Origin of the sequence: Sphingomonas kaistensis, from assembly GCF_036884275.1 — a bacterium.
In the GTDB taxonomy this organism is placed as follows: Bacteria; Pseudomonadota; Alphaproteobacteria; order Sphingomonadales; family Sphingomonadaceae; genus Sphingomicrobium; species Sphingomicrobium kaistense_A.
In genome coordinates this window covers 374,071-397,418 of sequence record NZ_CP145607.1, presented here as the reverse complement: position 1 = coordinate 397,418, position 23,348 = coordinate 374,071, and the positions used below count along the sequence as shown (strand labels likewise).

Here is a 23,348-nt window from a genome sequence, read left to right as displayed (position 1 = left end):
TTGGGTCGTCCTTGGGGAAGAGGCGTGGGACTGGCCAGCCAGCAGATCAAACCCCTGAAAATCAACTCTTTTTACAAAACCTTCCCTTGCTTTCGTAATGAGGGGGTCACAGGTTCGAGTCCTGTAAGCGGCACCATTTTCGACCTTGATGAGCGTTCGTTTCAGCGCCGTTTCGCTCTTGTCACCGGCGATAGTCGGCCGGCCGGATCCCGTAGCGTTTCAATTTGTCGTAAAGCGTGTTGCGGGCGAGGCCGAGGCGGCTGAGGGTCGAAGGGATGTCGCCGCCGCACCGCGCCAGCGCGTCGCGGATCAATCCGGCTTCATATTCCGCGACCTGGGTCGCCAGGTCGGCGGCGTCGGTGCTGGTTTCCTCGGGGTGGAGGCCGAGCGCGATGCGGCGGGCATAGCTGCGCAGTTCGCGGACATTGCCCGGCCAGCGGTGCGCCAACAGGTGCGCGTGAATGTCGCGTCCGATCGCCGGATAAGCCCGACCGCTGCTGCTCACCGCGTCCTCGACGAAGTAGCTGAACAGCAGCGAGATGTCCGCCGGCCGATCGCGCAGCGGCGGGACGCGAAGTTGAACGGCGTTGAGACGGTAGAAGAGGTCCTTGCGGAAACGGCCTTCCTGCACCGCTTCGTCGAGATCGGTGTTGGTGGCGGCGACGATGTGGAGGTTGACCGGACGCGGCCGCTCGCCGCCGATCACCGCCACCTCGCGTTCTTCGATCACGCGAAGCAGCGCGCCCTGGATGGCAAGCGGCATGCTTCCGACCTCGTCGAGGAACAGGGTGCCGCCGCTCGACGCTTCGATCGAGCCGACCTGTCCCGATCGATGATGCGGATGCGCGCCGGGGGCATAGCCGAACAGTTCGGCCTCGGCGTAACCGGGCGGAAGCGCGGCGCAATTGACCGCCACGAACGGGCGTGTCCGGCGCGGTCCCCAGCGGTGGAGCAGGAGCGCGACGAGCTCCTTGCCGGTGCCCGTTTCACCCTCGATCAGAACGTCGAGATCGGCCAGCGACACCTGCCGCATGGTGTCGCGCAGGCGGACCATGGCCGGGGTTTCGCCGATGAGGATCTCGCCTTCCTCGGCCCGCGCCGCGGCCGCGCGCAACGCGCGGTTCTCGAGCACCAGCGAGCGGCGGTCGGCGGCCTTGCGAACGCTGTTGATCAAATGGTCGGCGGCAAAGGGCTTGGGGATGAAGTCGAACACGCCGCGCTTCAGCGCATCGACCACCATCGGGACGTCGGCATGGCCGGTCATCACGATCACCGGAATATCGGGATCGATTTTGTGCACCCGCGCGAACAATTCCAGCCCGTCGATGCCGGGCATGCGAACGTCGGTGACGACCACGCCTTCGAATTCGGGCGTGATTCCCGCCAGCGCTTCCAGCGGATCGTCCGCCACCTCGATCGGAAGATCCTCGAGCTCGAAGGCCTGCCGAAGCATCGAGCGAAGGGTTGGGTCGTCGTCGATCAGAAGCGTCTTCATTCTGGCTCCGCTGCAAGCGGCAAGGTGACGGTGAACTCGGCCCCGCCGAGCTCGGACGACTCCACCGACAGGGTGCCGCGATGGTCGAGCACGATTTCGCGCGAGATGCCGAGGCCAAGGCCGGTGCCCGCGGGCTTGCCGGTGTAGAAAGGCTGAAAGATGGCTTCGCTGAGCGCATCGTCGATTCCGGGACCGTTGTCGGATACGGTGAAGCGCACCGACTGACCGTCCGCGGCGGCGCTCAGCCTCACCACGGGCTCCGCACCACCGGCGACCGCTTCCAGCGCATTTTGCAGCAAGTTGACGAGCACCTGTTCGATCCTGATCCGCGCCACCCGGATGGTCGGCAGCTCCGGTTCGCGGGCGACGTCCAGGGCGACCCCGGCTCGGCGGAAACTTTCGCTGACCAGCATCAGCGCGCCGTCCAGGATCTGTTCCACCGGCACCGGTTTGCGCTGCCCGCGTCCGCGCCGTGCGTAAGACAGAAGCTCGCCGGTGATCGAGCCGATGCGCTGGGTCAGGCCGACAATCAGCGAAAGGTTGGCGGCCGCGTCCTCGGTCCGCCCGCGCTGCAACAGCTTGAGGCCGTTTTCGGACGCGGTGCGAATGGCGGCAAGCGGCTGGTTCACCTCATGCGCGACGCTGGTGGTGATGGTCCCGATCGAGCCCAGTCGATTGGCCTGCGCCAGCTCTTCGCGCGCGGCGCGATAACGGCGGTCGGCGAGGATCCGCTCTTCGCTTTCGCGGCGGAGCTGCAGGTTGGACTGGGTCAGCTCCGCCGTGCGCCGGGTGACCTCGGCTTCCAGCGCCAGCCGGGCAAGCTCGGCATGGCGCCGCCTCCCCGCGCTCCAGCGGATGAGCGCGATCAGGCCGGCAAGCACCAGCGCGAGGGTCAGGGTCGCAAGCCGGGTACGGGCATCGGCCGCGGCCAGGATCGGCTGGGTTTGCTCGAGATGGACGTGGCGCCAGCCAAGCACAGGCAGTTGCTGTTCGATGGCGATGAAGCGGCGGCCCGCCGCATCGGTCGCGAACCCGTCTGCAAAGCGCAGTCCGACGTCGCGAAGCGGCTCTTTTCCGAATTGGCCGGAGCGGGCGAGTTCGGCGCGCCGCGCCGGCGTCAGCGGCGCCACCGTCTGCAAGCGCCGTGCAGGGTCGGTGGCGATCACGATAATGCCGTCGCCGTTCACCACCATCACGCTTTGCGCCGCCGATTTCCACAATCGCTCGATCCGGTCGAACTCGATCTTGACGACGACCACTCCGATCGGCCGTCCGCCGGCATTCGCCCGGCGCGACAGGAACAGGCCGGGTCGACCGGTGACCGACCCCTTGGCGAAATATTCGCTCCGCCCCGCGCGCATCGCGTTCACGAAATAAGGGCGAAAGCGAAAGTCGTAGCCGACGAAGCTGTCGGGTTGTCCGGCGTTGGAAGCGGCGCGCGACCGCCCGGCCCCATCGACGGCGTAGAAGACCGTGGCGCCGGTTTGCCGCGCAAGCTGGGCCAGTGTGTCGTTCAGGCGCTCGGTCGCCGCCCTGTCGCCCGCGTCGAGCGCGCCGGCGACATCCGGAAGCTCGACCAGCACGAAGGGCAGGGTGCGGAACTTGTCCACGTCGGCAACAAGGGCGCCGGCCTCGAGCGCGGCCCGGCGCGAGGCCTGCTCACGCGCCTGGCCGAGCGCCGATTGGCGGGAGGCTGCGCCAAAGGTCATGGCGAAGACCGCGACGATGATCGCCGCGCCAACGATTAGGATGGCGGTCGAACGCCACGCGAATCGGTCGGGTACCGCCATTGGTCCGATCTATCGGACTGGAGCGGCGACGCTATCCGAAATTTCGGACGAATTCTGAGGACGTTCCGGCGGCCAATCCAGCGATTCGACAGGAAACCAAAGGCTTAGGCCCATTTACAATGTTTCTTGCGCGTCGCTGATGGCCGCCAGAAACTCCTGGCCAACGGCCGCCGCTTGTTGCGCGTGCGGCGGAACGGGAGAGGAGCCCAATCCATGAACTCGCGGCAACGTGCTCGATTCCTGCGCCTTTATGCTGGCGCTGCCCTGCTGGTCCCGGCCGTGGCGCACGGCCAGACCCAGCCGGCCCCCACAGCCGAGCCCCCGGTCGAGGCGTCGCCGCAGGATCCCGCCGCCGCCGAGCAGCAATCCGCCACGCAGGGCGCCGATATCGTCGTCACGGGGTCGCGCTCGCAGCAGGCGCGCAGCAACGTCGATACCGCGGCGCCGGTGGACGTCGTCAACAGCGAGCAGCTTGCCGAAACCGGCCAGGTCGAAGTCGCGCAGATGGTGAATTTCGTCGCGCCGTCGTTCAATTCGGCCAAACAGACCATCGCCAACGGCACCGACCATATCGATCCCGCGACCTTGCGCGGCCTCGGGCCCGACCAGACCCTTCTGCTTTTGAACGGAAAGCGCCAGCACACCACCGCGCTGGTGAACGTCAATTCGACCGTCGGCCGCGGGTCGGTCGGCTATGACATGAACGCCATTCCCGCCGCGGCGATCGAGCGGATCGAAGTGCTGCGCGACGGCGCGGCGGCGCAATATGGCTCGGACGCGATCGCCGGGGTCATCAACATCGGCCTCAAGCGCCGCGATCATGGCATCGAATGGCGCAACCAGGCCGGGATCACCAAGCAGGGCGACGGCGAACTGCTGCAATCGAGCGTCAACGCCGGGTTCGGCCTTGGCGACAGCGGCTTCCTCAACGCCACCGCGCTGTTCATCGATCGGGGCTACACCGACCGCTCGGGCGTCTACAACAATACGGTCTACTTGGCGCCGCTGCCGGCGACGCGCTTTCCCGGTTTTTCCTTTTCGGTCCCGCTGACCGCCGCCGAAATCGCCCGCCAGCAGCAGGACGATGCGCTGGTCCAGCAGCGCAATTTCGACCGCAAGGGCATGATCGTCGGCAATTCGGCCGCCAAGACCTATTCGGGCTTTCTCAATGCCGGCCTCCCGGTCGGCGGCTGGGATGCCTACGCGTTCGGCGGCTGGACCCACCGCGACGGGCGCGCCGCGGGCTTCTATCGCTATCCGAACAATCCGCGGACCAGCAATCTCACCCTGTTTCCCGACGGCTATCTGCCCTTCATCGAAACCGGGATCGACGATTACACCGCCGCGGTCGGCATCCGCCGGGGCGGCCGCAACGACCTGGTGATCGACATCAGCAGCAAGTTCGGCGGCAACCAGATCAAGTTCGACGTCGACAATTCGATCAACGCCTCGCTCGGCAACGCGACACCGACGCATTTCTACGCCGGCAAGCTGACCTTCCAGCAGTTCACCAACAACCTCGACGTATCGAAGACCTTCGACGGCCTGTTCGGGACCCGCACCTTCAACGTCGCCGGCGGTGTCGAGCTGCGCTTCGATCGCTACGGCATCGGCGCGGGCCAGCCCGAATCCTACCTCGACTACAATCCGCCGGGCACGCCCGCGGCGCAGATCAAGGCGTCGGGCGTGCAGGTGTTCGGCGGCTTTCGCCCCGATAACGAGGTCAACGAAACGCGCCGCGCGGTCGGCGTCTATCTCGACCTTGAATCCGACATTACCGAGCGGCTGCTGGTCAGCACCGCCGCGCGCTATGAAAACTACAGCGATTTCGGCGGCAATCTGTCGGGCAAATTGGTCGGGCGCTACAAGCTGACCGACGCCATCGCCCTGCGCGGCGGCGTCAACCGCGGCTTCCGGGCGCCGTCGCTGCACCAGCGCTTCTTCAGCTCGGTCTCGACCCAGTTCATCACCGTGAACGGCGTCAACCAGCAACGCGAAGTCACTACCGTGCGCAACGACAGCGAGATTGCCCGCCGCCTTGGCGTGCCGTCCCTGAAGCCGGAAACCTCGTGGAGCTATTCGGTCGGCGCCACCCTGACGCTGGGCCGCGCGCTTAACGTCACCGCCGACGCTTATCAGATCGACATAAAGGACCGGATCGTCATCTCCGGCCGCTTCAGCAACACCATTCCGGCGCTGGCGCAATTCTTTGCCGGGACCAACGTCACCGAAGCGCAATTCTTCACCAACGCGATCGACACCCGGACCCGGGGCCTCGATGTGGTGGCGACCAGCGTCCACAACTTGGGCGCCGGAAAGCTGACCGGATCGCTCGCGCTCAATCTCAACAAGACCAAGATCCAGGGCGACGTGCGGACGCCGCCGCAACTGTCGGGCTTCGGCGAAACCTTGCTCAACCGCGAAGAGCGCGGACGGATCGAGGTCAACCAGCCGCGCAGCAAGATCATCGGCACTCTGGTCTATGAACGGGGGGCCGTCACCGCCCGCGTCGCCGCGACCCGCTTCGGGCCGATCAGCACCATCGCGCCGCAGCTTCCCGAGCAGGACCAGACCTTCCGGGCCAAGATCGTCACCGATGCGTCGATCGCCTATCGCTTCTCGCCCGCGGTCGAGCTGCAGGTCGGCGCCAACAACATCTTCGACGTGTATCCCGACAAGGTTGCCGATCCGCGGCTGACCAACGACGGCACCGTGCCCTATAGCCGCTTCGCGACGCAGTTCGGGTTCAATGGCGCATCCTATTTCGCTGCCGTGAACTTCAATTTTTAAGGACTCGACATGTCCCTTGTGCACACGGACGACGCGCCGTTCCCGCTTGCCGCCGATCCGGGCAGTAATGCTCCGGTGTCGTCGAAAGCGCGGCTGAAAGCGATCGTCGGCGGTGCGACGGGCAACCTCGTCGAATGGTACGACTGGTACGCCTACGCCGCTTTCACCCTGTATTTCGCGCCGCATTTCTTTCCCTCGGCCGACCCCACCGCGCAATTGCTCGGCGCCGCCGCCGTCTTCGCGGTAGGATTCTTCATGCGTCCGTTGGGCGCGTGGATGATGGGCATCTACGCCGATCGCAAAGGCCGCAAGAGCGGTCTGGCGCTGTCGGTCACGCTGATGTGCGCGGGCTCGCTGCTGATCGCGGTCGCGCCGACTTACGAAAGCGTCGGCCTGCTCGCCCCGGCGGTGCTGCTGCTCGCCCGGCTGATGCAGGGCCTGTCGGTCGGCGGCGAATATGGCGCCAGCGCAACCTACCTGTCGGAGATGGCGGGCAAGAAGCGGCGCGGTTTCTTTTCCTCGTTCCAATACGTCACCCTGATCGGCGGCCAATTGGTGGCGATCGGCGTGCTGCTGCTGCTTCAGGCGGTGATGAGCGAAGCCGATCTCGAAGCCTGGGGTTGGCGCATTCCGTTCGCCATCGGCGCGGTGCTGGCGGTGGTGGTCTTCTGGATCCGCCGCGGCCTGGCGGAAACCGAAAGCTTCAAGAACGCGCAAAGCAGCGACGCGCCGAAGTCGGGCGCGCTGACCTTGTTCAAGCATCATCCGCGCGAAGCGATGACGGTAATGCTGCTGACGGCCGGTGGCACGCTCGCCTTCTATGCCTACTCGATCTACATGCAGAAATTCCTGGTCAACACCTCGGGCTTCTCGCGCGAGACCGCGTCGCAGATCAACGGCGCGAGCCTGTTCCTCTTCATGCTGTTGCAGCCGGTCGCGGGCGCGCTGTCCGACCGGATCGGGCGCAAGCCGCTGCTGATCGGCTTCGGCGTCGCGGGCGTGCTGTGCACCTATCCCCTGTTCGCCACGCTGGAGACCACCCGCGATCCGGTGACCGCGTTCCTGCTGGTCATGGGCGGGCTGATCATCGTCACTGGCTACACCTCGATCAATGCGGTGGTGAAGGCCGAACTGTTTCCCGCCCACATCCGCGCGCTCGGCGTCGCCTTGCCCTATGCGCTGGCCAACACATTGTTCGGCGGCACGGCGGAATATGTCGCGCTGACCTTCAAGGATGCCGGCTGGGAACGGGGGTTCTACTGGTATGTCACCGCCATGATCGCGGTGTCGCTGGTGGTTTACATCCGGATGAAGGATACCAGGGACAGCAGCGCGATCGTCGAGGATTGAGGCGGAGCGTCCGGCCGTCACTTTTAAGCCACTCGCAACAATCGCCTCAATGCCTTAGGGTCGGTAGCGGCGGCCTTGGACCGCGTTTGCTTTGGTGCCAAAGAGTTGAGCGGAATGACACCACATCGATCGGATATTGCCCAGGCGCATGCCTTGCCCTGGGACGAAGCCGACCGGGTCGCGGCGCTCGACCGCTACGCCATCCTCGATACGGAGCGCGAGGCCGCGTTCGATGCGGTTGCCGAACTGGCCGCCGACTTCCTCGATGCGCCGATGGCGGTGGTGAATTTCATCGCCGCCGACCGGCAGTGGTTCAAGGCGGAAGTCGGGATTGGGACCGATAGCCTTCCGCTCGACGTGTCGATCTGTCGTCATGCGATCCTTCAGAACGACCTGCTGGTCGTGCCCGATCTGACGGCCGACCCGCGTTTTGAGGCCAATCCGCTGGTCAATGTCGCTGGGGGTCTGCGCTTCTACGCCGGCGCCGTTCTGCGGACGCCCGAAGGATTGCCGCTCGGCACCGTGTGCGTGCTCGACCGGACCGCGCGACCGCAAGGAATTACTGAGCGCCAGCGCCGCGGGCTTAAGATGCTTGCGGACCAGACCATGGCACGGCTCGAGTTGAACCGGTCCGAAGCCTTGGCGCGCGCCGAACGGGCCCGGGCCGAACAGCGTGGCGAACGACTGTCGCTGTTGGCGAAAGCCTCGACCCTCCTGCTTGCTGCGGGCGACAAGGCCCGCGCGGTCGACAGCCTGTTCAGCCTCATCCGCGTCCCGTTTCAACTGGATGTGGGCTTCCATTACCGGTGCAGCGACGATGGCCTGCACCTGATCGCGTCCGTTGGCCTGACGCCGGAACAGGAAGTTGCCGCCGGCCGATTGGAAGTCGGGCAAACGATATGCGGTCTGGTCGCGGAAAGCCGTGACGCCCTGCACGTCACCGACATCCAATCCTCCGGCGATCCGCAGGTGGCGTTCCTGCAAGAGCTTCAGATCGATCATTATTTCAGCGCTCCGCTGATCGCTGGAAAAACACTGCTGGGAACCGTTTCCTTTGGTCGGCGGGGCACTGCCTTCTCACAGGGCGAGCTTGAGGTGCTTCGAGCGCTGTCGGCCCAATTGTCGATCGCGATCGAACGCGGGCTTGCCGAAGATGCGCTCAAGGCAAGCGAAGAGCGCCAGGCTTTTCTGCTCGCGCTTTCCGACGAGCTGCGGGTGCTTCGCACTCCCGTGGACATCGCGTCGGCAGCGGCGCAGCGGCTCGGTAATCGCTTCGGGCTCAGCCGCGTCTTCTATGCCGAATTCCACGGCAGCGTCATGAAAATCGAGCGGGATTACACGCGCGGCGTCGGCTCGCTCGCCGGTGAACATGATCTTGCGGTCTTCGGACCGGACCTGTTGCGCGCCTATCATGAAGACGCGGTGGTCAAGGTCGACGACGTACAGACCGACCCGCGGTTCAACGCCGACGCGCGTGCCGGGCTCGGCGCGCGGCAGGTGGGCGCTTATCTCGATGTCATCCTGTTCGCCGAAACGCAGTGGGCCAGCGTTCTCGCGCTGCAAAGCGCGACGCCGCGAAATTGGACGGCGTCCGAGGAAGCGCTGTTCCGCGACGTGGGCGAACGAGTGCGCACCGCGATCGACCGGGTTCGCGCCGAGGATCATCTTCGCCGATTCAACGAAAAGCTCGAAGCGCAGGTCGAAGCGCGGGTGGCCGAGCGCGATCGCCTCTGGAACCTGTCCCCCGACTTGCTTGCCCGTGCCGATTACGACGGCCACATGTCGGCGGTCAGTCCGGCGTGGAAGCGAGTCCTCGGCTGGAGCGAGCAGGAATTGCTGTCGCGGGGCTACGCCACCTTCATGCATCCCGACGACATGCCGGCCACCTTGCAGGCGATCGCCGGCATGGGGGACAGCGGTCGGCCGGCCCGCTTCGAAAACCGGATCGCCACCAGCGACGGGGGGTGGAAGTCGATCGAATGGACCGTCGCGCCGGAGCCGGACGGGATCAATTTCATCGCGGTGGGTCGCGACCTGTCCGATGCCAAAGCGCGCGACGCCGAACTCGAGGCGGCTCAGGAAGCCTTGCGTCAAAGCCAGAAGATGGAGGCGATGGGCCAGCTCACCGGCGGCGTGGCGCACGATTTCAACAATCTCCTGACGCCCATCGTCGGCTCGCTCGACATGCTGCAGCGCAAGGGGCTGGGCAACGAGCGTGAGCAGCGGCTGATCGCGGGGGCGGTGCAGTCGGCCGACCGGGCGAAGACGCTGGTGCAGCGCTTGCTCGCCTTCGCCCGCCGCCAGCCGCTTCAGGCCGTCAGCGTCAATCTCGCTCCGCTGGTGCGCGGCATGGCCGACCTCATCGCCAGCACGACGGGGCCGCAGATCAAGGTAGTGGTGGACGCGGCCGACGATCTTCCGCCGGCAAAGGTCGATCCCAACCAGCTGGAAATGGCGATCCTCAACCTGTCGGTGAATGCGCGGGACGCCATGCAGGATGGCGGCACCTTGCGCATCTCGGTCGACTGGCAGGAACTGGCCGCCAGGCGCCGCGGCATCGATCTGGCGCCGGGCCGATATCTGCGTGTCTCGGTCGCCGACACCGGCGACGGAATGGACGCGGCGACCCTGAAACGGGCGGTCGAGCCCTTTTTCTCGACCAAGGGCGTGGGGAAGGGCACCGGCCTTGGCTTGTCGATGGTGCACGGACTTGCCTCCCAGCTCGGCGGGGCATTGGCCATTCACAGCACGGAGGGCGTTGGAACCAACATCGAGCTTTGGCTGCCGCAAAGCGTCGATCCTCTTGTCGCGGCCGAAAGCACCACCGAAGTCGCGCCGTCGACGAATACCGGCACGGTTTTGCTGGTCGATGACGAGGATCTGGTGCGGTTGAGCACCGCCGACATGCTGATCGAACTCGGCTATGCGGTGGTGGAAGCCTCGTCGGCCGAGGAGGCCCTCGACCTGCTGCACTGCGGCTTGAAGCCCGACCTCCTCGTCACCGACCATCTCATGCCGGGGATGACCGGAACCGAGCTTGTCGGCCTCCTGCGCGACCAGGGCATGGGGATCGCGACCCTGATCGTGTCGGGTTATGCCGAAGCGGAAGGGGTCGCGAGCGACCTGCCGCGTCTGACCAAGCCGTTCCGCAGGGCGGATCTGGCCGCGAGCCTTGCCTCGCTCGACGCCCCGGTGTCCGGCGACCGGTGATAAACCGATCCGAGTCGTTGTGAGGCCAGCGACTGTTCGGGCGGGTCGCCATTAACAGATGTTTGCCGGACCTTCGTCCGTAGCAACTTTCCCCCGCGTTCGTTCGCTTGTGGGTTCATACAGCTTCTTCGATCTGGAACCCACATTGCGAATAATGTCGATTGCTCTTGGCGGGTGCTTGCGCCCACCGCCCCTGCCACTCGGAATCACCGAGGATAGCGGCGGCCACCTCACCTACCTGTGGGGCGCGGCCGAAGCGTTGGCGGCGCGGCGCGATGTGACCGAGGTCGAGCTCGTGACCCGCCTGTTCGACGCGCCGGACCTCGGCGACGACTATTCCCTGACGTTGCAGCCGTGCGGCGACAAACTGCGCATCCGCCGCATCGACAGCGGCAACCGGCGCTATCTCAGCAAGGAAGCCGCCGTGGCCGACCGCCCGGCCTTTATCGCCGCGCTCCTCGCCGACCTCGACGCGCGCGACATCCGCCCGGACCTCGTCCACGCCCATTTCGCCGACGCCGCCGAAGTCGCCATCGCCATCCGCGACCGGTTCGGCATTCCCTTCATCTACACCGCCCATTCGCTCGGCATCGACAAGGCCGATCACCTTGCGGACGGCGATGATCTCGCCAGCCGGATCGCCTTCGAGGATCGCGCCATCGCCAGCGCCGATGCGATCATCGCGTCTTCCCGCGACGAGGCCGAACGGCAGCTGATGCGCTACCCATCGGCCGATGCGGCCAAGGTGCACCGGGTGCCGCCGGGCGCCGGGCTGCAACCCACCCACGACGCCGATCCCGCACGCGCCCGCGCGCTGGTCGCGCCCTTCCTTCGCGATCCCTCGAAGCCCGTGATCCTTGCCATCGCCCGGCCGGTCCACAAGAAGAACCTTGCCCATCTGGTCGATTTGTACGGCGCGTCGCCGGCCCTGCGCGCCGCCGCCAACCTCGTTATCGTCGCCGGGCTGCGCGACGGTCCGGACAGCGGCGAGGCGGAACAGCGCGCGGTGATCGGCCAGTTACTGCACGGCCTTGACAGCCATGATCTCTACGGTTCGCTCGCCCTGCCCAAGCGGCACGAACAGTCCGACATCGCCTCCTTCTACGCCCTTGCCCGCGACACGGGCGGGATCTTCGTCAATCCTGCCGCGACCGAACCGTATGGCCTGACCCTTGTCGAAGCGGCCCTGCATGGCGTTCCGGTGGTCGCGACCGCCAACGGCGGCGCGGCGGACATCGTGGCCGAGCTCGGCCACGGGGTCAGCATCGATCCGGCCGACGGCGACGCGTTCACCGCAGCGATGATCGGCCTGCTCGACGACCGCGACCGCTGGGAAACGGCCTTGCGAACCGGACGGGCGCGGGTGCGCCGGCATAGCTGGGATCGTTATGCCGAGGATTTCATGGCCATTGCCGAGACGGTGACGACGGTGCCGCAGGCGGTCCAGCGTCCGCGCGATCTCCTGTTATCCGACATCGACGGGACCCTGACCGGATGCCGCGACGGAGCTCGCCGGCTCCAGGCCGCGCTCGACCGCGACCCTCGCCGGATGTTCGGGATCGCCACTGGACGCTCATTGCAGGAAGCGCAGCGCATCCTCGGCGAATGGGGCTATCGCGCGCCCGACGTCATGGTGACATCGGTCGGATCGGAGATTTATTGGCGCAAGGGCGGCCGGCTCGAGCGCGACGACGGCTTTGCGACGGAACTCGCCCGCGACTGGCAACCGGGCGCCATCCGCGCCGCGCTAGCCGGGCTCGACGGCCTGCGTCCGCAGGGCGCGGTCGAACAACGGCGCTTCAAGATCAGCTATTTCGCCGAGGCGGAAGCGGCGCGGCGGATCGAGCGGAGGCTGGCGGAAGCCGGCCTCGCCGCCCGCGTCATTCACAGCCACGGCAATCTCCTCGACATCCTGCCCGCGAACGGCGGCAAGGCGGCCGCGATGAGATGGGTCGCCGCGCGCCTTTCGCTCCCCTTGTCCGCGGTTTTCGCGGCCGGGGACAGCGGTAACGACCGCGACATGCTCGACGCCTGCCCGCGCGCGATCCTGGTCGGCAATCATTGCCCGACGCTAGCCGATCTTGCCGAGCGCTCGAACGTGCATCGAAGCCAAAGCCCCCATGCCGGCGGCGTCCTCGAAGCGCTCCACGCCTTTGCCCGCGCCGATGCCGCAAGGCTGCTCGCGGCATGAGAAACGCGATCGGCTATTTTGTCCATCATCAGGGCCGCGGCCATGCCGAGCGTGCAGCGGCGCTGGTTCATGCCCTTGGCCCCGATACGCCCGTGACCCTGTTCTCGGCGCGGGAAGACATTTTTCCGCCGTTGCCGGCCTGGGCCCGGGTCGAGCGGCTGCCGTCCCTGTTCGAAGCCGAAGGACCGGTGCCCGGCGGCCTCGCCGCGGCCCGCACGCCGCCGACCCTGCACTGCGCGCCGCTCGGCTGGAGCCAGATCACCGAGGCGGTGGCGAGGCTGGCCAACTGGTTCAACCACGCGCGACCGGCGCTGTTCATCAGCGACGTCAGCGCCGAACTCGCTCAATTAGCGCGGATCGCGTCGATCCCGTGTGTGCCGGTGCTCCAGCACGGCGATCGCGACGACCCCGGTCACATGGCCGCCTACGAAGGTGCGGTCGGAATCCTCGCGCCCTATGCCGCCGCGCTCGAACAGCCCGGCCGCCCGCAATGGATGCGCGACATGATCTTCCACGCCGGCGGGCTGGGCGTGCAGCCCGCCGTAACCAGCAAGGCCGAAGCCCGCGCGGCGCTCGGCATCGACCCGCATGTCGATCTCGTCCTGGTGATCGCGGGCGGAGGCGGGGAGGGGACGCCCGCCCCGCCGCTCAGCCTCGGCGCGCGGGCCGAGCCCGACAGCCTGTGGGTCACCATCGGGTCGGTCGCGCAAGCGTGGCACGACACGCCGCCCGGCAATCTCCAGCACAAGGGCTGGGTCGACGACGCCGACCGCTGGGTCGCCGCCGCCGACCGTGTCGTCTCCTCGACCGGCAACACCACCGTCCACACCGTCGCCGCCGCCGGCCGGCCGTGGATCGTGATCCCCGAATGGCGTTATTTCGACGAGCAGCGCTGGAAAGCGCGGATGCTCGGCGAAGCCGGCGCCGCGGTATTCGCGGACGGCTGGCCGGCCAGCGCCGCCGCTTGGGAAGCGCTGTGGCGCCAGGCCAAGGCGCTCGACCTCGACCGGCAGAAAGCGCTGGTTGATCCGAATGCCGCCGAAAAGACCGCCGCCTGGCTGCGCGACCTTATCGCCCGCTCGTGGGGCAGCGCGCCACGCGCCGCGCCCCAACTCCAAGCGGTCGCCTCATGACCGCGCCGATCAGCGTCTGTACCCTGGGATCGGGCCGCGCGGATCACCTGCGCAATCTGGTCGCGGGTCTCGCCATGAACCGGGTCAAACCCGCCGAACTGGTCATCGGCGTCATGCAGGACGAGCCTTACGACCTGCCCGATACACCGTTCCCGGTGCGCCAGCACGTGCTCGGCAGCGGGCGGCTTACCCTGTCGGTGGCGCGCAACCGTGCCGCGGCGGAAGCGGCGAACGAGCGGCTGGTATTCCTCGACATCGACTGCATCCCCGATCCCGACCTTGTCGGCGACTACGATGCGCGGATGGACCTCACCGACGGCATCCTGATGGGCGAGGTGCTTTACCTGCCCAAAGGCGCGACCGACGGCGGGCTCGATTTCGCCGCCTTTGCAAAGGCCGGGGTCAAGCATAGCGAGCGCTCGGGCCCGCCCGAAACGCCGCTTGGCGACTGCACCGATTATCGCTGCTTTTGGTCGTTGAACTTCGCGATGCGGCGCTCCGAATTCCTTGCGCTTGGCGGATTCGACGAAAGCTTTGTCGGCTATGGCGGCGAAGACACCGATTTCGGGCGCACCGCCGCCGAAGCCGGGCTGCCGTTCCACTGGACCCGTGGGGCGCGCGCCTATCATCAATATCACCCGCACCACATGCCGCCGGTGCATCATCTCGACAGCGTCATCGCCAACGCCCACCGCTTTCGCGACAAATGGGGCCATGTGACGATGGACCATTGGCTCAAAGCCTTCACCCTGATGGGCCTGGTCGAACGACGCGGAGACGACTTCGTGCGGGTGCGGGAGACGGAGGACAGCGATCTCGCGCTGACCGCGCAGCAGAGCGATCAGCCTTACGCCAGCTCGGCGCGGGTGCTGGCCGTGCTCGAAGCCGAAAGACCGGCGCTCGCCGACGCATAAGCCTCGGCATAGCGCCGGCTCATCGCCGCGGCGGAGAAATGCCGTTCGACCCGGGCGCGCGGAATCGACCGATCGATCCGCATTGCCGCGCGGATCGCGTCAGGCAGCTCGGCCACGGTGGGGGCGACCGCGCCCGCATCGCCTACCACCTCCGGGATCGCGCCGCGCCCCAGTGCCGCGACCGGAACGCCGCAGGCCATGGCTTCGATCAGGGTCAGGCCAAACGGCTCGTCCCACATCGGGGTCGCGATCAGCACGGACGCTTCGCTGACCGCGCGGGTCAGCGCCGGGCCCGACAGATGGCCCAGATACCGATGCGGCGCCCGAAGCTTTGGGCGCACCTCGTCCCAATAATCGCGGCAGTCGATCGGCCCGGCGATGTCCAGCGCGACGCCTGCCGCATCGGCCGCGGCGATCGCTTCCAGCGTGCCCTTGGTCGGCGTAATCCGCCCGACCCATATCGCGCGGCCCTCTCCTTTTGCTACAAAGGGCCAGTCTCCGAGCGCGATCCCGTTCCACGCGACCTCGGTGGCTCCCGCCGGCCACAGCCCTTGCTGCTGTCCCGAGCAGACCGTGAACCTTTGCCACGGTGTGCCCGCATTGCGCGCCACCGCCGCGTGCAGCGCGTCGAAGGGCGGCACGTGAAGCGAGGTCACCATCGCTACCCGGTCGCGCGACGCCCAGTCGATCAGGTCGGGAAACAGGGCATTGTTGTGGACGATATCGAACCCGCCCGCGACGATCTCGTCCCACGCCTGACGATACGCGCGGAGCAGCCAGCGGCGCAGCGTCTCGGTCCCGTGCCACTCGGACCACGGAAGCTCGGTCTCATAGGCATGGGGCGCAAGGGCATGAAGCGGGAGATCGGCCGCACTGTCGCCGCTCGCGAACAAGGTGACGTCGTGCCCCTCGCCGACCAGTTGCCGGACCAAGGTGTCGCAATGCGCTTCCATGCCCCCCATGAACGGCGCGGCGACCGGATGGCGGACATGCGCGATCACGGCGATCCGCAGTGGGTTCGGCAGGGTTGTGGTTCGCACCCCGGCTTAACCGGAGACGCCCCGCGCCGGTTCCCGCTTGGGCCTAGCGAACGCCGAGCTCGCGCAGCAGGTGGCTCTGCCCATAAGCGTGACGCAGCGCGGCGGTGACCGCCGTGGTGGTCACCAGCACGCTGCGATTGATTTCGGGATCGTAGCCATAAGCGTTGCGCTGGGTCAGCACGGTGGAATCGAAATTCGCGCCGATGATCTCGCCCCTAGCATTGATCGCGGGCGATCCCGACGAGCCGCCGATGGTGTCGGTCGAGGCCGCGACGTCGAGGATGGTGGCGGCCGGAATGCGGTCCTTCGCCGCCAGCAGGCGCGGGGCGACGTCGAACGGCTCGGCCCCGGTCGCCCGCTGCCACAGCCCGCCAAAGGTCGTGGCATAAGGCACGGTACGGCCCTGATAGGTCCAGCCCTTGAGGCGGCCGTAGGTCAGGCGCAGGGTGCCGGTCGCGTCGGGATAAAGGCTGGTTCCGAATACCGCAAAGCGCGCCTTGGCCAGCGCTTCGCTGGCGCGGTCGGTCGGGGCCTGGACCTTGCCTTCATACTCCGCGCGGGTGGCGCGGGTGACGTCCTGGATCTTCAGCAGAAACTGGATCAGCGGATCGTTCGACGCCTGCACCGCGGGAAAGCCGCCTTCCCACAACGCCTTGCGCACCGCCGGATCGCCGAGCCTGGTGCCGCGCGCGAGCCGGGCGGCGAGCGCTTCGGGCGATTCCTTGCCCAAGAGCGGCGTGATGCGGGGATCGTCGACGGTCAGAATCTCGCGCACCTTGGACAGCCACCAGGCGAGCTGCACTTCGTCCAATGCGGGATAAGTCGGCCGCGTCGCGAGCAGGCCGTTCTCGACCTGCGCCAGCCGCGCGTCGCCATATTCGGGCAGGCGCTCGGCATTGGGCTTGGGCCGTTCCTGCGCCCCGCGCACGAGGTCCTCGGCCCAGTTGTAAAGCTGCGACCCGCCGCCCGCGCGTGCCTCCAGCATGTAATAGCCGGGGTAGAGGCGGATCATCTCGGGCTGGAGATTCGCAAGATCGGTCCACGGATCGCCGATCGACTGGCGCAGCGCCGGGTCGGCCTGGACCCGGGCACGGAAGTCCGCTTCGGCCGCGGCGCGGCGGGCCATGAAGCGCTGGTCGATCAGCGACTGCTGCCGCCCGAACCCGCGCTTGTAGGTGTTCTCGACGCCCGAAATCGCCTGTCCGGCGATAAAGGCGTTGCGCTCGTTCTCGTGGCTGAACCGCAGCAGCCGGCCGCGCAGCTCGCTGTTGATCAGCTGCTCCAGGGGCAGCGTCACGTCCTGCACCGTCCGCAACTGCGCCTGCGTCAGCAGCCGCTGGGTCGCGCCGGGGCTGCCCGACAGGAACACCGGCTGGTTCTCCTGCGGCGGGGCGGCGTTCCAGCGCAGATAGCCCGGCGTCTTCACCGGCTGATTGTTCTCGTACAGGCGGACGAACGCCGCATCGACCGCGAAGCGCGGGAAGCTGAAGTTGTCGAGATCGCCGCCGAAGGCCGAGGCGCGATGCTCGGGCGCGAAGGCGAGGCGGACGTCGGTGTAGCGGCGGTAGGTGTAGAGCTTGAACTGCCCGCCGCGGTACAGCGTCACCACCTGGCAGCGGCGGCTCTTGTCCGACCCGCAGGCTTCGGTTTCGATCCGGCCCGCTTCGGCATCGCGCGCCTTGGTGAAGGCTTCGCCGCTAAGGCCCGCGCCCGCCGCCTGCATCCGCTGCGTGACGTCGCGGATGTCGGTCAGGATCTCGGCGACCATGCCGGGGCATTGGCGTTCTTCGGCGCGCGATTGCGGGGTAAAGCCGGTCTGCACGTAATTGCGCTCGGGCGTGGACAGATCCTCGACGCAGCGCGAGGCGACATGCTCGTTGGTGAGGATCAGCCCGTCGGGCGAGACCAGCCCGCCCGACGCACCGCCCAGCCGCACCGAGGCGAGGCGGACCTTGTCGAGCCATTTCTGGTCGATCGACGTGCCGAGGTCCCGATTGGCCGCGGCGATCGGGAAGTTGTCGAAGGTCCACATCCCTTCCTCGGCCGCCGCCGCGCTTGGCAACAGGATGGAGGCGGCGGCGAGAAGCAGGGAGGAACGGCGCAAGGGATGCTCTCCTGATTGGGTGGTCTTCCCCGTAACATGAAGCCGGGGCGCGGCAAGCTTGCGCGAGGGGCGGTGATCCGCTTGGATCGGGCCAAAGGGGAGACGCGAGATGGTATTGGGCTGGGTTCTTTCGGCGGCGCTTGCCGCGGCGCAGCCGGCCGCCGCGCCGCCTCTGCTGCTGAAGTCCGACCGCGTGTTCGACGGCGTCGGCACCCCACGCGCCGGGTGGCAGGTGCTGGTCCAGGGCGACCGGATCGCGGCGGTCGGACCCAACCTGCCCGCGCCCGCCGGGGCGAGAGTGATCGAGCTGCCCGGTACCACCCTCATCCCCGGCATGATCGAGGGCCACGGCCACCTGTTCCTGCACCCTTACAACGAAGCCAAATGGGACGCGCAGGTGCTGAACGAGCAGCTCGCGCTGCGCACTGCGCGGGCGGTGGTTCATGCCCGAAAGACGCTGGAAGCGGGCTTCACTACCCTGCGCGACCTAGGCACCGAGGGGGCGGGCTATGCCGATGTCGGGCTGCGGCAGGCGATCGATCAAGGGATCGTGCCGGGGCCGCATCTGGTGGTCGCGACAAAGGCGATCGTCGCGCGCGGGGCTTATGGTCCCAAGGGGTTCGAGCCGGGGGTCGAAGTGCCTCTGGGCGCGGAGGAAGCGAGCGGCATCGACGAGGTCGTGCGCGTCGTTCGCAGCCAGATCGCGGCCGGCGCCGACGTCATTAAGCTCTACGGCGACTATCGCTGGCGTGCGGGCGAGGACAGTCGCCCGACCTTTTCGCTGGCCGAACTACAGTCCGCCGTCGCCGCCGCGCACGATGCCGGACGCCCGGTCGCGATCCACACCTCGACCCCCGAAGGCATGCGCCGGGCGATCGCGGCGGGCGCGGACACGATCGAGCATGGCTATGGCGGGACGGCCGAGATCTTCGCCCAGATGCGCGCGCGCGGCGTCACTCTATGCCCGACGCTGGCCGCGGCCGACGCGGTGGCGCGATATGGCGGGTGGAACGGCGCGGACCCGGCGCTGGCCTCCGTCAGCCTCAGCCGCAAGGCGTTCGCACTGGCGCTGAAAGCGGGCGCGCCGATCTGCGCCGGGGGCGACGTCGGGGTCTATGCCCACGGCGACAATGCGCGTGAGCTGGAGCTGATGGTCGCGGGCGGGATGACCCCGCTGGCGACGATGGTCGCGGTAACCTCGGGCAATGCCAAGGCGTTCGGCCTTGCCGACCGCGGCGCGATCCGGCCCGGTCTCCGCGCCGATCTCGTCGCGGTGCAAGGCGATCCCACCGCCGACATCACCGCCACCCGCCGGGTGCGGCAGGTAATCAAGGACGGCCGGATCTATTCGCCGGGGCGATAGGTCCGGCTGATGTGGCCGCGCAGCTCGTCCGGGTAGAAATAGACCGGGCGCAAATTGCCCGCCGCATAGCGCGCCGCCTGGTCGTTGAAATGGGGCGAGGCGGGATTGCCGCTCTCGCCGCCCGCCATCACCGCCACCGCGCGGACCCTCGGCCCGAACTCGACGACCGCGACGAAGCTGTTGCCGCTGGTCCCGTACCAGCGCTTGGTGCCGGGCTTGGGGCCCGAGCCGACCGAAGCGAGCGAGCCCCAGATGCCCGATGCGAAGGGCAGCGGAATGCTGGGTTCTGCATCGCTGAACGGATGATCGATCGCGGGTGAAATGCGCTGAAAGCGGTTGATGTCCCCCCACGGCACCTGCCACCTGCCGAAATCGGTGGTGAGCCGCGCAACCGCTTCGGTCAGCGCATCGAGCTTCTGCGCGTCGCTCGTGCCGGACCCGAGCCGCGCGAAGAAGCGGTTGCGCGCTTCGCCCGGGCGCGGCGCCAGCTTCTTTTGCAGCGCTTCGCCGCAGAACATCGCCAGCGATTGCGGAATGCTGTCGGCGCTCCAGCGGTGGTCCCAGCCGCGCAGGGCCGCGATCGGCGGGGCCAGCGCGGCTCGCCGCGCATCGCCGCGAGGTAGCGCGTCGTACGCGCGCACCAGTTGCGGGACGAGCTCGGCAAAGCCCGGCTGCTGCGGATCAAACGCCGCCGCGCGCAATCCTTCCAGCGTCCAGCCGCGCGATCCCGTCAGCAATTGCTGCGCATGAACCCCGCGATAATTCTCGCCGAACGTGTCCATGTAGCGTGGGAAACGCGCCGGGTCGGGGCTCGCGCTGCCCGCCGCGCGATAGGGCCAGGCATTGGTGTTCTGCGTCCAGCCGGTCGCCGGATTGATCGCATTGGGCAGCTCGGCCACCGCATGCAGCCCGCGCCAGTCGGTCGCCGGATCGCTGCCGTCGACCACGCCCGTATAATCGATTCGGTCGTCGCGCCGGGGCACGAACTGCGGATGGAGATAGGCGATCTCGCCCTTCGCCGTCGCGACCAGCGTATTGTTGGAGCTGTTGGCCTTGAATTCGGCCACCTTCTGGAAGCCGGCGAGGTCGCGGGCCTTGGTTCTCAAATAGCTTTGCTGAAGCGCGGCGACCGGATTGTCGAGCATCGCAAAAGCAATCCAGCGATTGCCCTCGGCGCGGATCACCGGCCCGCGATGCGTGCGCCAGGTGCGGAAAGTGCGGCTCACGAGGGTCCCGTCGGCCGCGCGATAGCGCAGCGTGATGTCGCGCGCCTGCATCGGCCGCCAGTTTGCACCGAAGCGATAGACCGGTGCCTCCCCGCCGCGTACGTCGAACGCGAACTCGTCGACGCTGTCGACCCCGCTCGACGTGTGCATCCATCCGAGCGTCGGATTGAAGCCCTGGTAGATGAAGAATTGCCCCCAGGTCGACGCGCCGTAGGCGTTCAGCCCCTCGCCGCTGGTCACCTGCTGCTCGGAGCGGAAGAAAAAGCTGGTGTGCGGGTTGATCAGCAGCAGCGCCCGGCCGTCGCGGGTGAGGGCGGGCGCGATGGCGATGCCGTTCGATCCGCGCGGTTCGTTGTCGGGCAGCGCCGCGGTCTGCGTCGCGCTGCCGCTATAGAATTGCTCGAGCTTCGCAAGGTCGATCCGCTCGATATCGCCGCCGATGCTGCCTTCGGTGAAGCTCAGCGCCATCCACGGCTCGAACCGCGTCAGCACTCTGGGCCGCACAGTCGGGTGCGTGGCGAGATAATGGTTCAACCCCGCCGCCCAGGCGTTCATGAGGCTGCGCAGCCACGCCGGGCTCGCGGCATAATGGGCTTTCAGCTCCGGCTCGCTGACGTACAGCCGCGCGCGCAGGTCGCGCCAGATCGCCTTCTCCCCCTCCGCTTCGGCTGTGCGGCCGAGGGCGGTGAGGAGATTGGCCTCGACCCGCGGAAAGTCGTCCTCAGCCTGCGCCACCATCATGCCGAAGACCGCGTCGGCATCCTTCGGCCCGCTGATGTGCGCGATGCCCCAATCGTCGCGGACGATGGTGACGCGCTTCGCCTGCGCCGCCCACTGCTGCTTCTCCGCAGGCGAGGCGGCGGTCAGCGCGAGGAGGAGCGCGGGGGCCGCGAGAAGGCGCGCGACCGCCGGCATCAGCCGCGCTCGCCCGCCTGGCGCGGGGCCGGGGCTTCGCCGCGCTCGGCGGCGCTGTCCTCACGCACCTTGCGGAATTCCGATCCTTCGGTCCAGCGCGGCCATGCGCGGCTGTTCGCGAGGCGCGCACCGATCGCATAGTAAAGGTCCGCTTCCTGCACCGCGCCGCCGAGGTTCCAGCTGGGCGACCAGGCGTCGCAAGTCTGGTGGTAGCAAGTGCCGGTGAAGCTCTCGAGCCAGCGCTCGCCCGCCGGCCGGCCGCCGTCCTGCAGGTCGTAGGCGCGCGCCAGCGCCATGCTCAGCAGCACCGGCACCCCGCGCTTGGCAAGCGTGAAGTGGTCGGCACGATAGAACAGGCCGCGCTCGGGCCGGCCTTCGGGGGTTACCGTCCGCCCCTGCGCCGCCGCGCCCTCGGTCAGATAGCGCTCGAGCTCGCTCTGCCCTTGCCCGATCAGCAGGGTGTCGCGGGTCGGCCCGGCCCATTGCAAGGTGTCGAGCGTCAGGTTCGCGGCCATCTTGGCATGCGGATACAACGGGTTCTGTGCGTAATATTCGGAGCCCAAGAGCCCGCGTTCCTCGGCGGTCCAGGCGGCGAAAACGAGGCTGCGTTCGGGCCGCGGGCCGGTCGCGAACTTGCGCGCGATCTCGATCATCGCGGCGAGGCCCAGCGCATCGTCCGCTGCGCCCGGCCGCACCGTGCGCCCCTGCGCGTCGGGGGCGCCGACGCCATAGGCGTCCCAATGTCCGCTATAGCTCACCGTCTCGTCCGGATAACGGCCGCCGGTCAGCTTGCCGATCACATTGCGGCTCTGGATCCGGCTGAGCTCGACGCCCGCGCTGGCATTGAACCGCGCCTTGAGGTCGATCGGCCGGAAGTCGGCCCGGCGGGCCTGCGTCTTCAACGTCCGATAATCATAGCCCGCGCGGCGCAGCAGCGCCTCGGCCGCGGGCTGCTGCATCCAGCCTTGCAGCAGCACCGGCTGGGTCGCGCCCGCGGGCAGCACGATGTTGAAGTTCTCGCCCGCCGCGCTCTGCACCACGTTCCAGCCGTAGCCCGCGCTCTCGGTTTCGTGGACGATGATCGCCCCGATCGCGCCACGCCGGGCGGCTTCCTCGAACTTGTAGGTCCAGCGCCCGTAATAGGTCATGGTCTTGCCGCCGAACTTGCCCGCGACCGGCTCCCCCGTCGCGGCTTCGAAATCGGGATCGTTGACCAGGAATAGGGCGACCTTGCCCTTGAGGTCGGTGCCCTTGAAGTCGTCCCACCCTCGCTCGGGCGCCGCCGTGCCGTAGCCGACGAACACGATCGGCGCGCCGTCGATCCGCGCGGCCTGCGTGTCGCGCACGGTGCTGACATAGATGTCGTTCGGAAAGGACAGCGGCGTGGTAGTCGCGCCCTGCCGGATCGACAGCTGCGGCCCCTGGAGCTTGGTGCGGATCAGCGGCACCGCCTGCGTCCAGCCGCCATTCTCGCCGCCGGGCTCAAGCCCCGCCGCCTTATATTGCTCGATCAGGTAGGCGATGGTTTTCTCCTCGCCCGGCGTGCCCATCGAGCGGCCTTCGAATTCGTCCGAGGCGAGCACCCGCGTGATCTCCGACATACGCTGCGCGCTGATCGCCGCGGCCTGCTGCGGCGCTGCCGACGGAGCCGCGCTGACTTCGGGCGCCGCATCCATCGCCGGCTCTCCCGGCGTGCGGCACGCCCCAAGGACAGCAAGGCCAACGACGATCGTGCCGGCGCGAACGAGACTCATTGGTGCGTACTCCAAACAGGGGTCTTTCCTTGCGTGTCGCATTGCTTGGGCCGGACTGCACACGAAAAGTTCG

Annotated in this window: 13 protein-coding genes; 7 read left to right on the top strand and 6 right to left on the bottom strand. The window is 67.6% G+C overall.

What is annotated here, in order from left to right:
* Window positions 1-181: 181 nt before the first annotated feature.
* Both V6R86_RS01765 and V6R86_RS01760 read right to left on the bottom strand, forming a co-directional pair.
* Window positions 182-1,495, bottom strand: coding sequence for a sigma-54 dependent transcriptional regulator (locus tag V6R86_RS01765; RefSeq protein ID WP_338501514.1), 1,314 nt, complete (start codon window positions 1,493-1,495; stop codon window positions 182-184).
* On the bottom strand, window positions 1,492-3,285 hold the full coding sequence (locus tag V6R86_RS01760; protein ID WP_338501512.1) for a sensor histidine kinase: 1,794 nt from the start codon (window positions 3,283-3,285) through the stop codon (window positions 1,492-1,494). Before V6R86_RS01760 ends, V6R86_RS01765 begins: the two co-directional genes overlap by 4 nt.
* Window positions 3,286-3,498: 213 nt before the next feature.
* On the opposite strand from V6R86_RS01760, the gene V6R86_RS01755 reads away from it, so the two are divergent.
* The 6 genes from V6R86_RS01755 to V6R86_RS01730 all read left to right on the top strand — a co-directional run bounded on the left by V6R86_RS01755 (window position 3,499) and on the right by V6R86_RS01730 (window position 14,873).
* Entirely contained in the window at window positions 3,499-6,075 is a 2,577-nt protein-coding gene (locus V6R86_RS01755; protein WP_338501510.1) for a TonB-dependent receptor, read from the top strand.
* A 9-nt stretch (window positions 6,076-6,084) separates the two neighbouring features.
* Window positions 6,085-7,425 carry an MFS transporter gene (locus tag V6R86_RS01750; RefSeq protein WP_338501508.1) on the top strand — a complete coding sequence of 447 codons (1,341 nt, stop codon included), beginning with the start codon at window positions 6,085-6,087 and terminating at the stop codon, window positions 7,423-7,425.
* 114 nt (window positions 7,426-7,539) lie between these two features.
* Window positions 7,540-10,635: a GAF domain-containing protein gene (locus V6R86_RS01745; protein ID WP_338501506.1), complete on the top strand. Its 3,096-nt coding sequence runs from the start codon at window positions 7,540-7,542 to the stop codon at window positions 10,633-10,635.
* 178 nt (window positions 10,636-10,813) lie between these two features.
* Window positions 10,814-12,826, top strand: coding sequence for an HAD-IIB family hydrolase (locus V6R86_RS01740; RefSeq protein ID WP_338501504.1), 2,013 nt, complete (start codon window positions 10,814-10,816; stop codon window positions 12,824-12,826).
* Window positions 12,823-13,959 carry a hypothetical protein gene (locus V6R86_RS01735; RefSeq protein ID WP_338501501.1) on the top strand — a complete coding sequence of 379 codons (1,137 nt, stop codon included), beginning with the start codon at window positions 12,823-12,825 and terminating at the stop codon, window positions 13,957-13,959. Before V6R86_RS01740 ends, V6R86_RS01735 begins: the two co-directional genes overlap by 4 nt.
* The gene (locus V6R86_RS01730) at window positions 13,956-14,873 is read left to right on the top strand and encodes a galactosyltransferase-related protein (RefSeq protein WP_338501499.1); all 918 of its coding nucleotides are present in this window, start codon (window positions 13,956-13,958) and stop codon (window positions 14,871-14,873) included. The genes V6R86_RS01735 and V6R86_RS01730 overlap by 4 nt, the downstream gene beginning before the upstream one ends.
* On the opposite strand, the gene V6R86_RS01725 is transcribed toward V6R86_RS01730, so the two are convergent.
* Both V6R86_RS01725 and V6R86_RS01720 read right to left on the bottom strand, forming a co-directional pair.
* Window positions 14,807-15,913 (bottom strand): glycosyltransferase, encoded by a 1,107-nt coding sequence (locus V6R86_RS01725; protein ID WP_338501496.1) that lies wholly within the window; start codon window positions 15,911-15,913, stop codon window positions 14,807-14,809. The genes V6R86_RS01730 and V6R86_RS01725 overlap by 67 nt on opposite strands.
* A gap of 43 nt (window positions 15,914-15,956) precedes the next feature.
* On the bottom strand, window positions 15,957-18,017 hold the full coding sequence (locus tag V6R86_RS01720) for a S46 family peptidase (RefSeq protein WP_338501495.1): 2,061 nt from the start codon (window positions 18,015-18,017) through the stop codon (window positions 15,957-15,959).
* Window positions 18,018-18,126: 109 nt separating this feature from the next.
* Between V6R86_RS01720 and V6R86_RS01715 the strand changes: the two genes are divergently transcribed.
* Complete coding sequence (locus V6R86_RS01715; RefSeq protein ID WP_338501493.1) at window positions 18,127-19,380, top strand: amidohydrolase family protein; 1,254 nt, start codon at window positions 18,127-18,129, stop codon at window positions 19,378-19,380.
* On the opposite strand, the gene V6R86_RS01710 is transcribed toward V6R86_RS01715, so the two are convergent.
* Both V6R86_RS01710 and V6R86_RS01705 read right to left on the bottom strand, forming a co-directional pair.
* Complete coding sequence (locus V6R86_RS01710) at window positions 19,362-21,521, bottom strand: penicillin acylase family protein (protein WP_338501492.1); 2,160 nt, start codon at window positions 21,519-21,521, stop codon at window positions 19,362-19,364. The genes V6R86_RS01715 and V6R86_RS01710 overlap by 19 nt on opposite strands.
* Window positions 21,521-23,197, bottom strand: a complete 1,677-nt coding sequence (locus V6R86_RS01705) for a M20/M25/M40 family metallo-hydrolase (RefSeq protein ID WP_425335972.1) — start codon at window positions 23,195-23,197, stop codon at window positions 21,521-21,523. The genes V6R86_RS01710 and V6R86_RS01705 overlap by 1 nt, the downstream gene beginning before the upstream one ends.
* Window positions 23,198-23,348: the final 151 nt, after the last annotated feature.

Bases quoted from the DNA above. Each gene is read 5' to 3' on its own strand.
- V6R86_RS01765 (WP_338501514.1), bottom strand. From the start codon at position 1,495: ATGAAGACGCTTCTGATCGACGACGACCCAACCCTTCGCTCGATGCTT.
- V6R86_RS01760 (WP_338501512.1), bottom strand. From the start codon at position 3,285: ATGGCGGTACCCGACCGATTCGCGTGGCGTTCGACCGCCATCCTAATC.
- V6R86_RS01755 (WP_338501510.1), top strand. From the start codon at position 3,499: ATGAACTCGCGGCAACGTGCTCGATTCCTGCGCCTTTATGCTGGCGCT.
- V6R86_RS01750 (WP_338501508.1), top strand. From the start codon at position 6,085: ATGTCCCTTGTGCACACGGACGACGCGCCGTTCCCGCTTGCCGCCGAT.
- V6R86_RS01745 (WP_338501506.1), top strand. From the start codon at position 7,540: ATGACACCACATCGATCGGATATTGCCCAGGCGCATGCCTTGCCCTGG.
- V6R86_RS01735 (WP_338501501.1), top strand. From the start codon at position 12,823: ATGAGAAACGCGATCGGCTATTTTGTCCATCATCAGGGCCGCGGCCAT.
- V6R86_RS01730 (WP_338501499.1), top strand. From the start codon at position 13,956: ATGACCGCGCCGATCAGCGTCTGTACCCTGGGATCGGGCCGCGCGGAT.
- V6R86_RS01715 (WP_338501493.1), top strand. From the start codon at position 18,127: ATGGTATTGGGCTGGGTTCTTTCGGCGGCGCTTGCCGCGGCGCAGCCG.
- V6R86_RS01710 (WP_338501492.1), bottom strand. From the start codon at position 21,521: ATGCCGGCGGTCGCGCGCCTTCTCGCGGCCCCCGCGCTCCTCCTCGCG.
- V6R86_RS01705 (WP_425335972.1), bottom strand. From the start codon at position 23,197: ATGGATGCGGCGCCCGAAGTCAGCGCGGCTCCGTCGGCAGCGCCGCAG.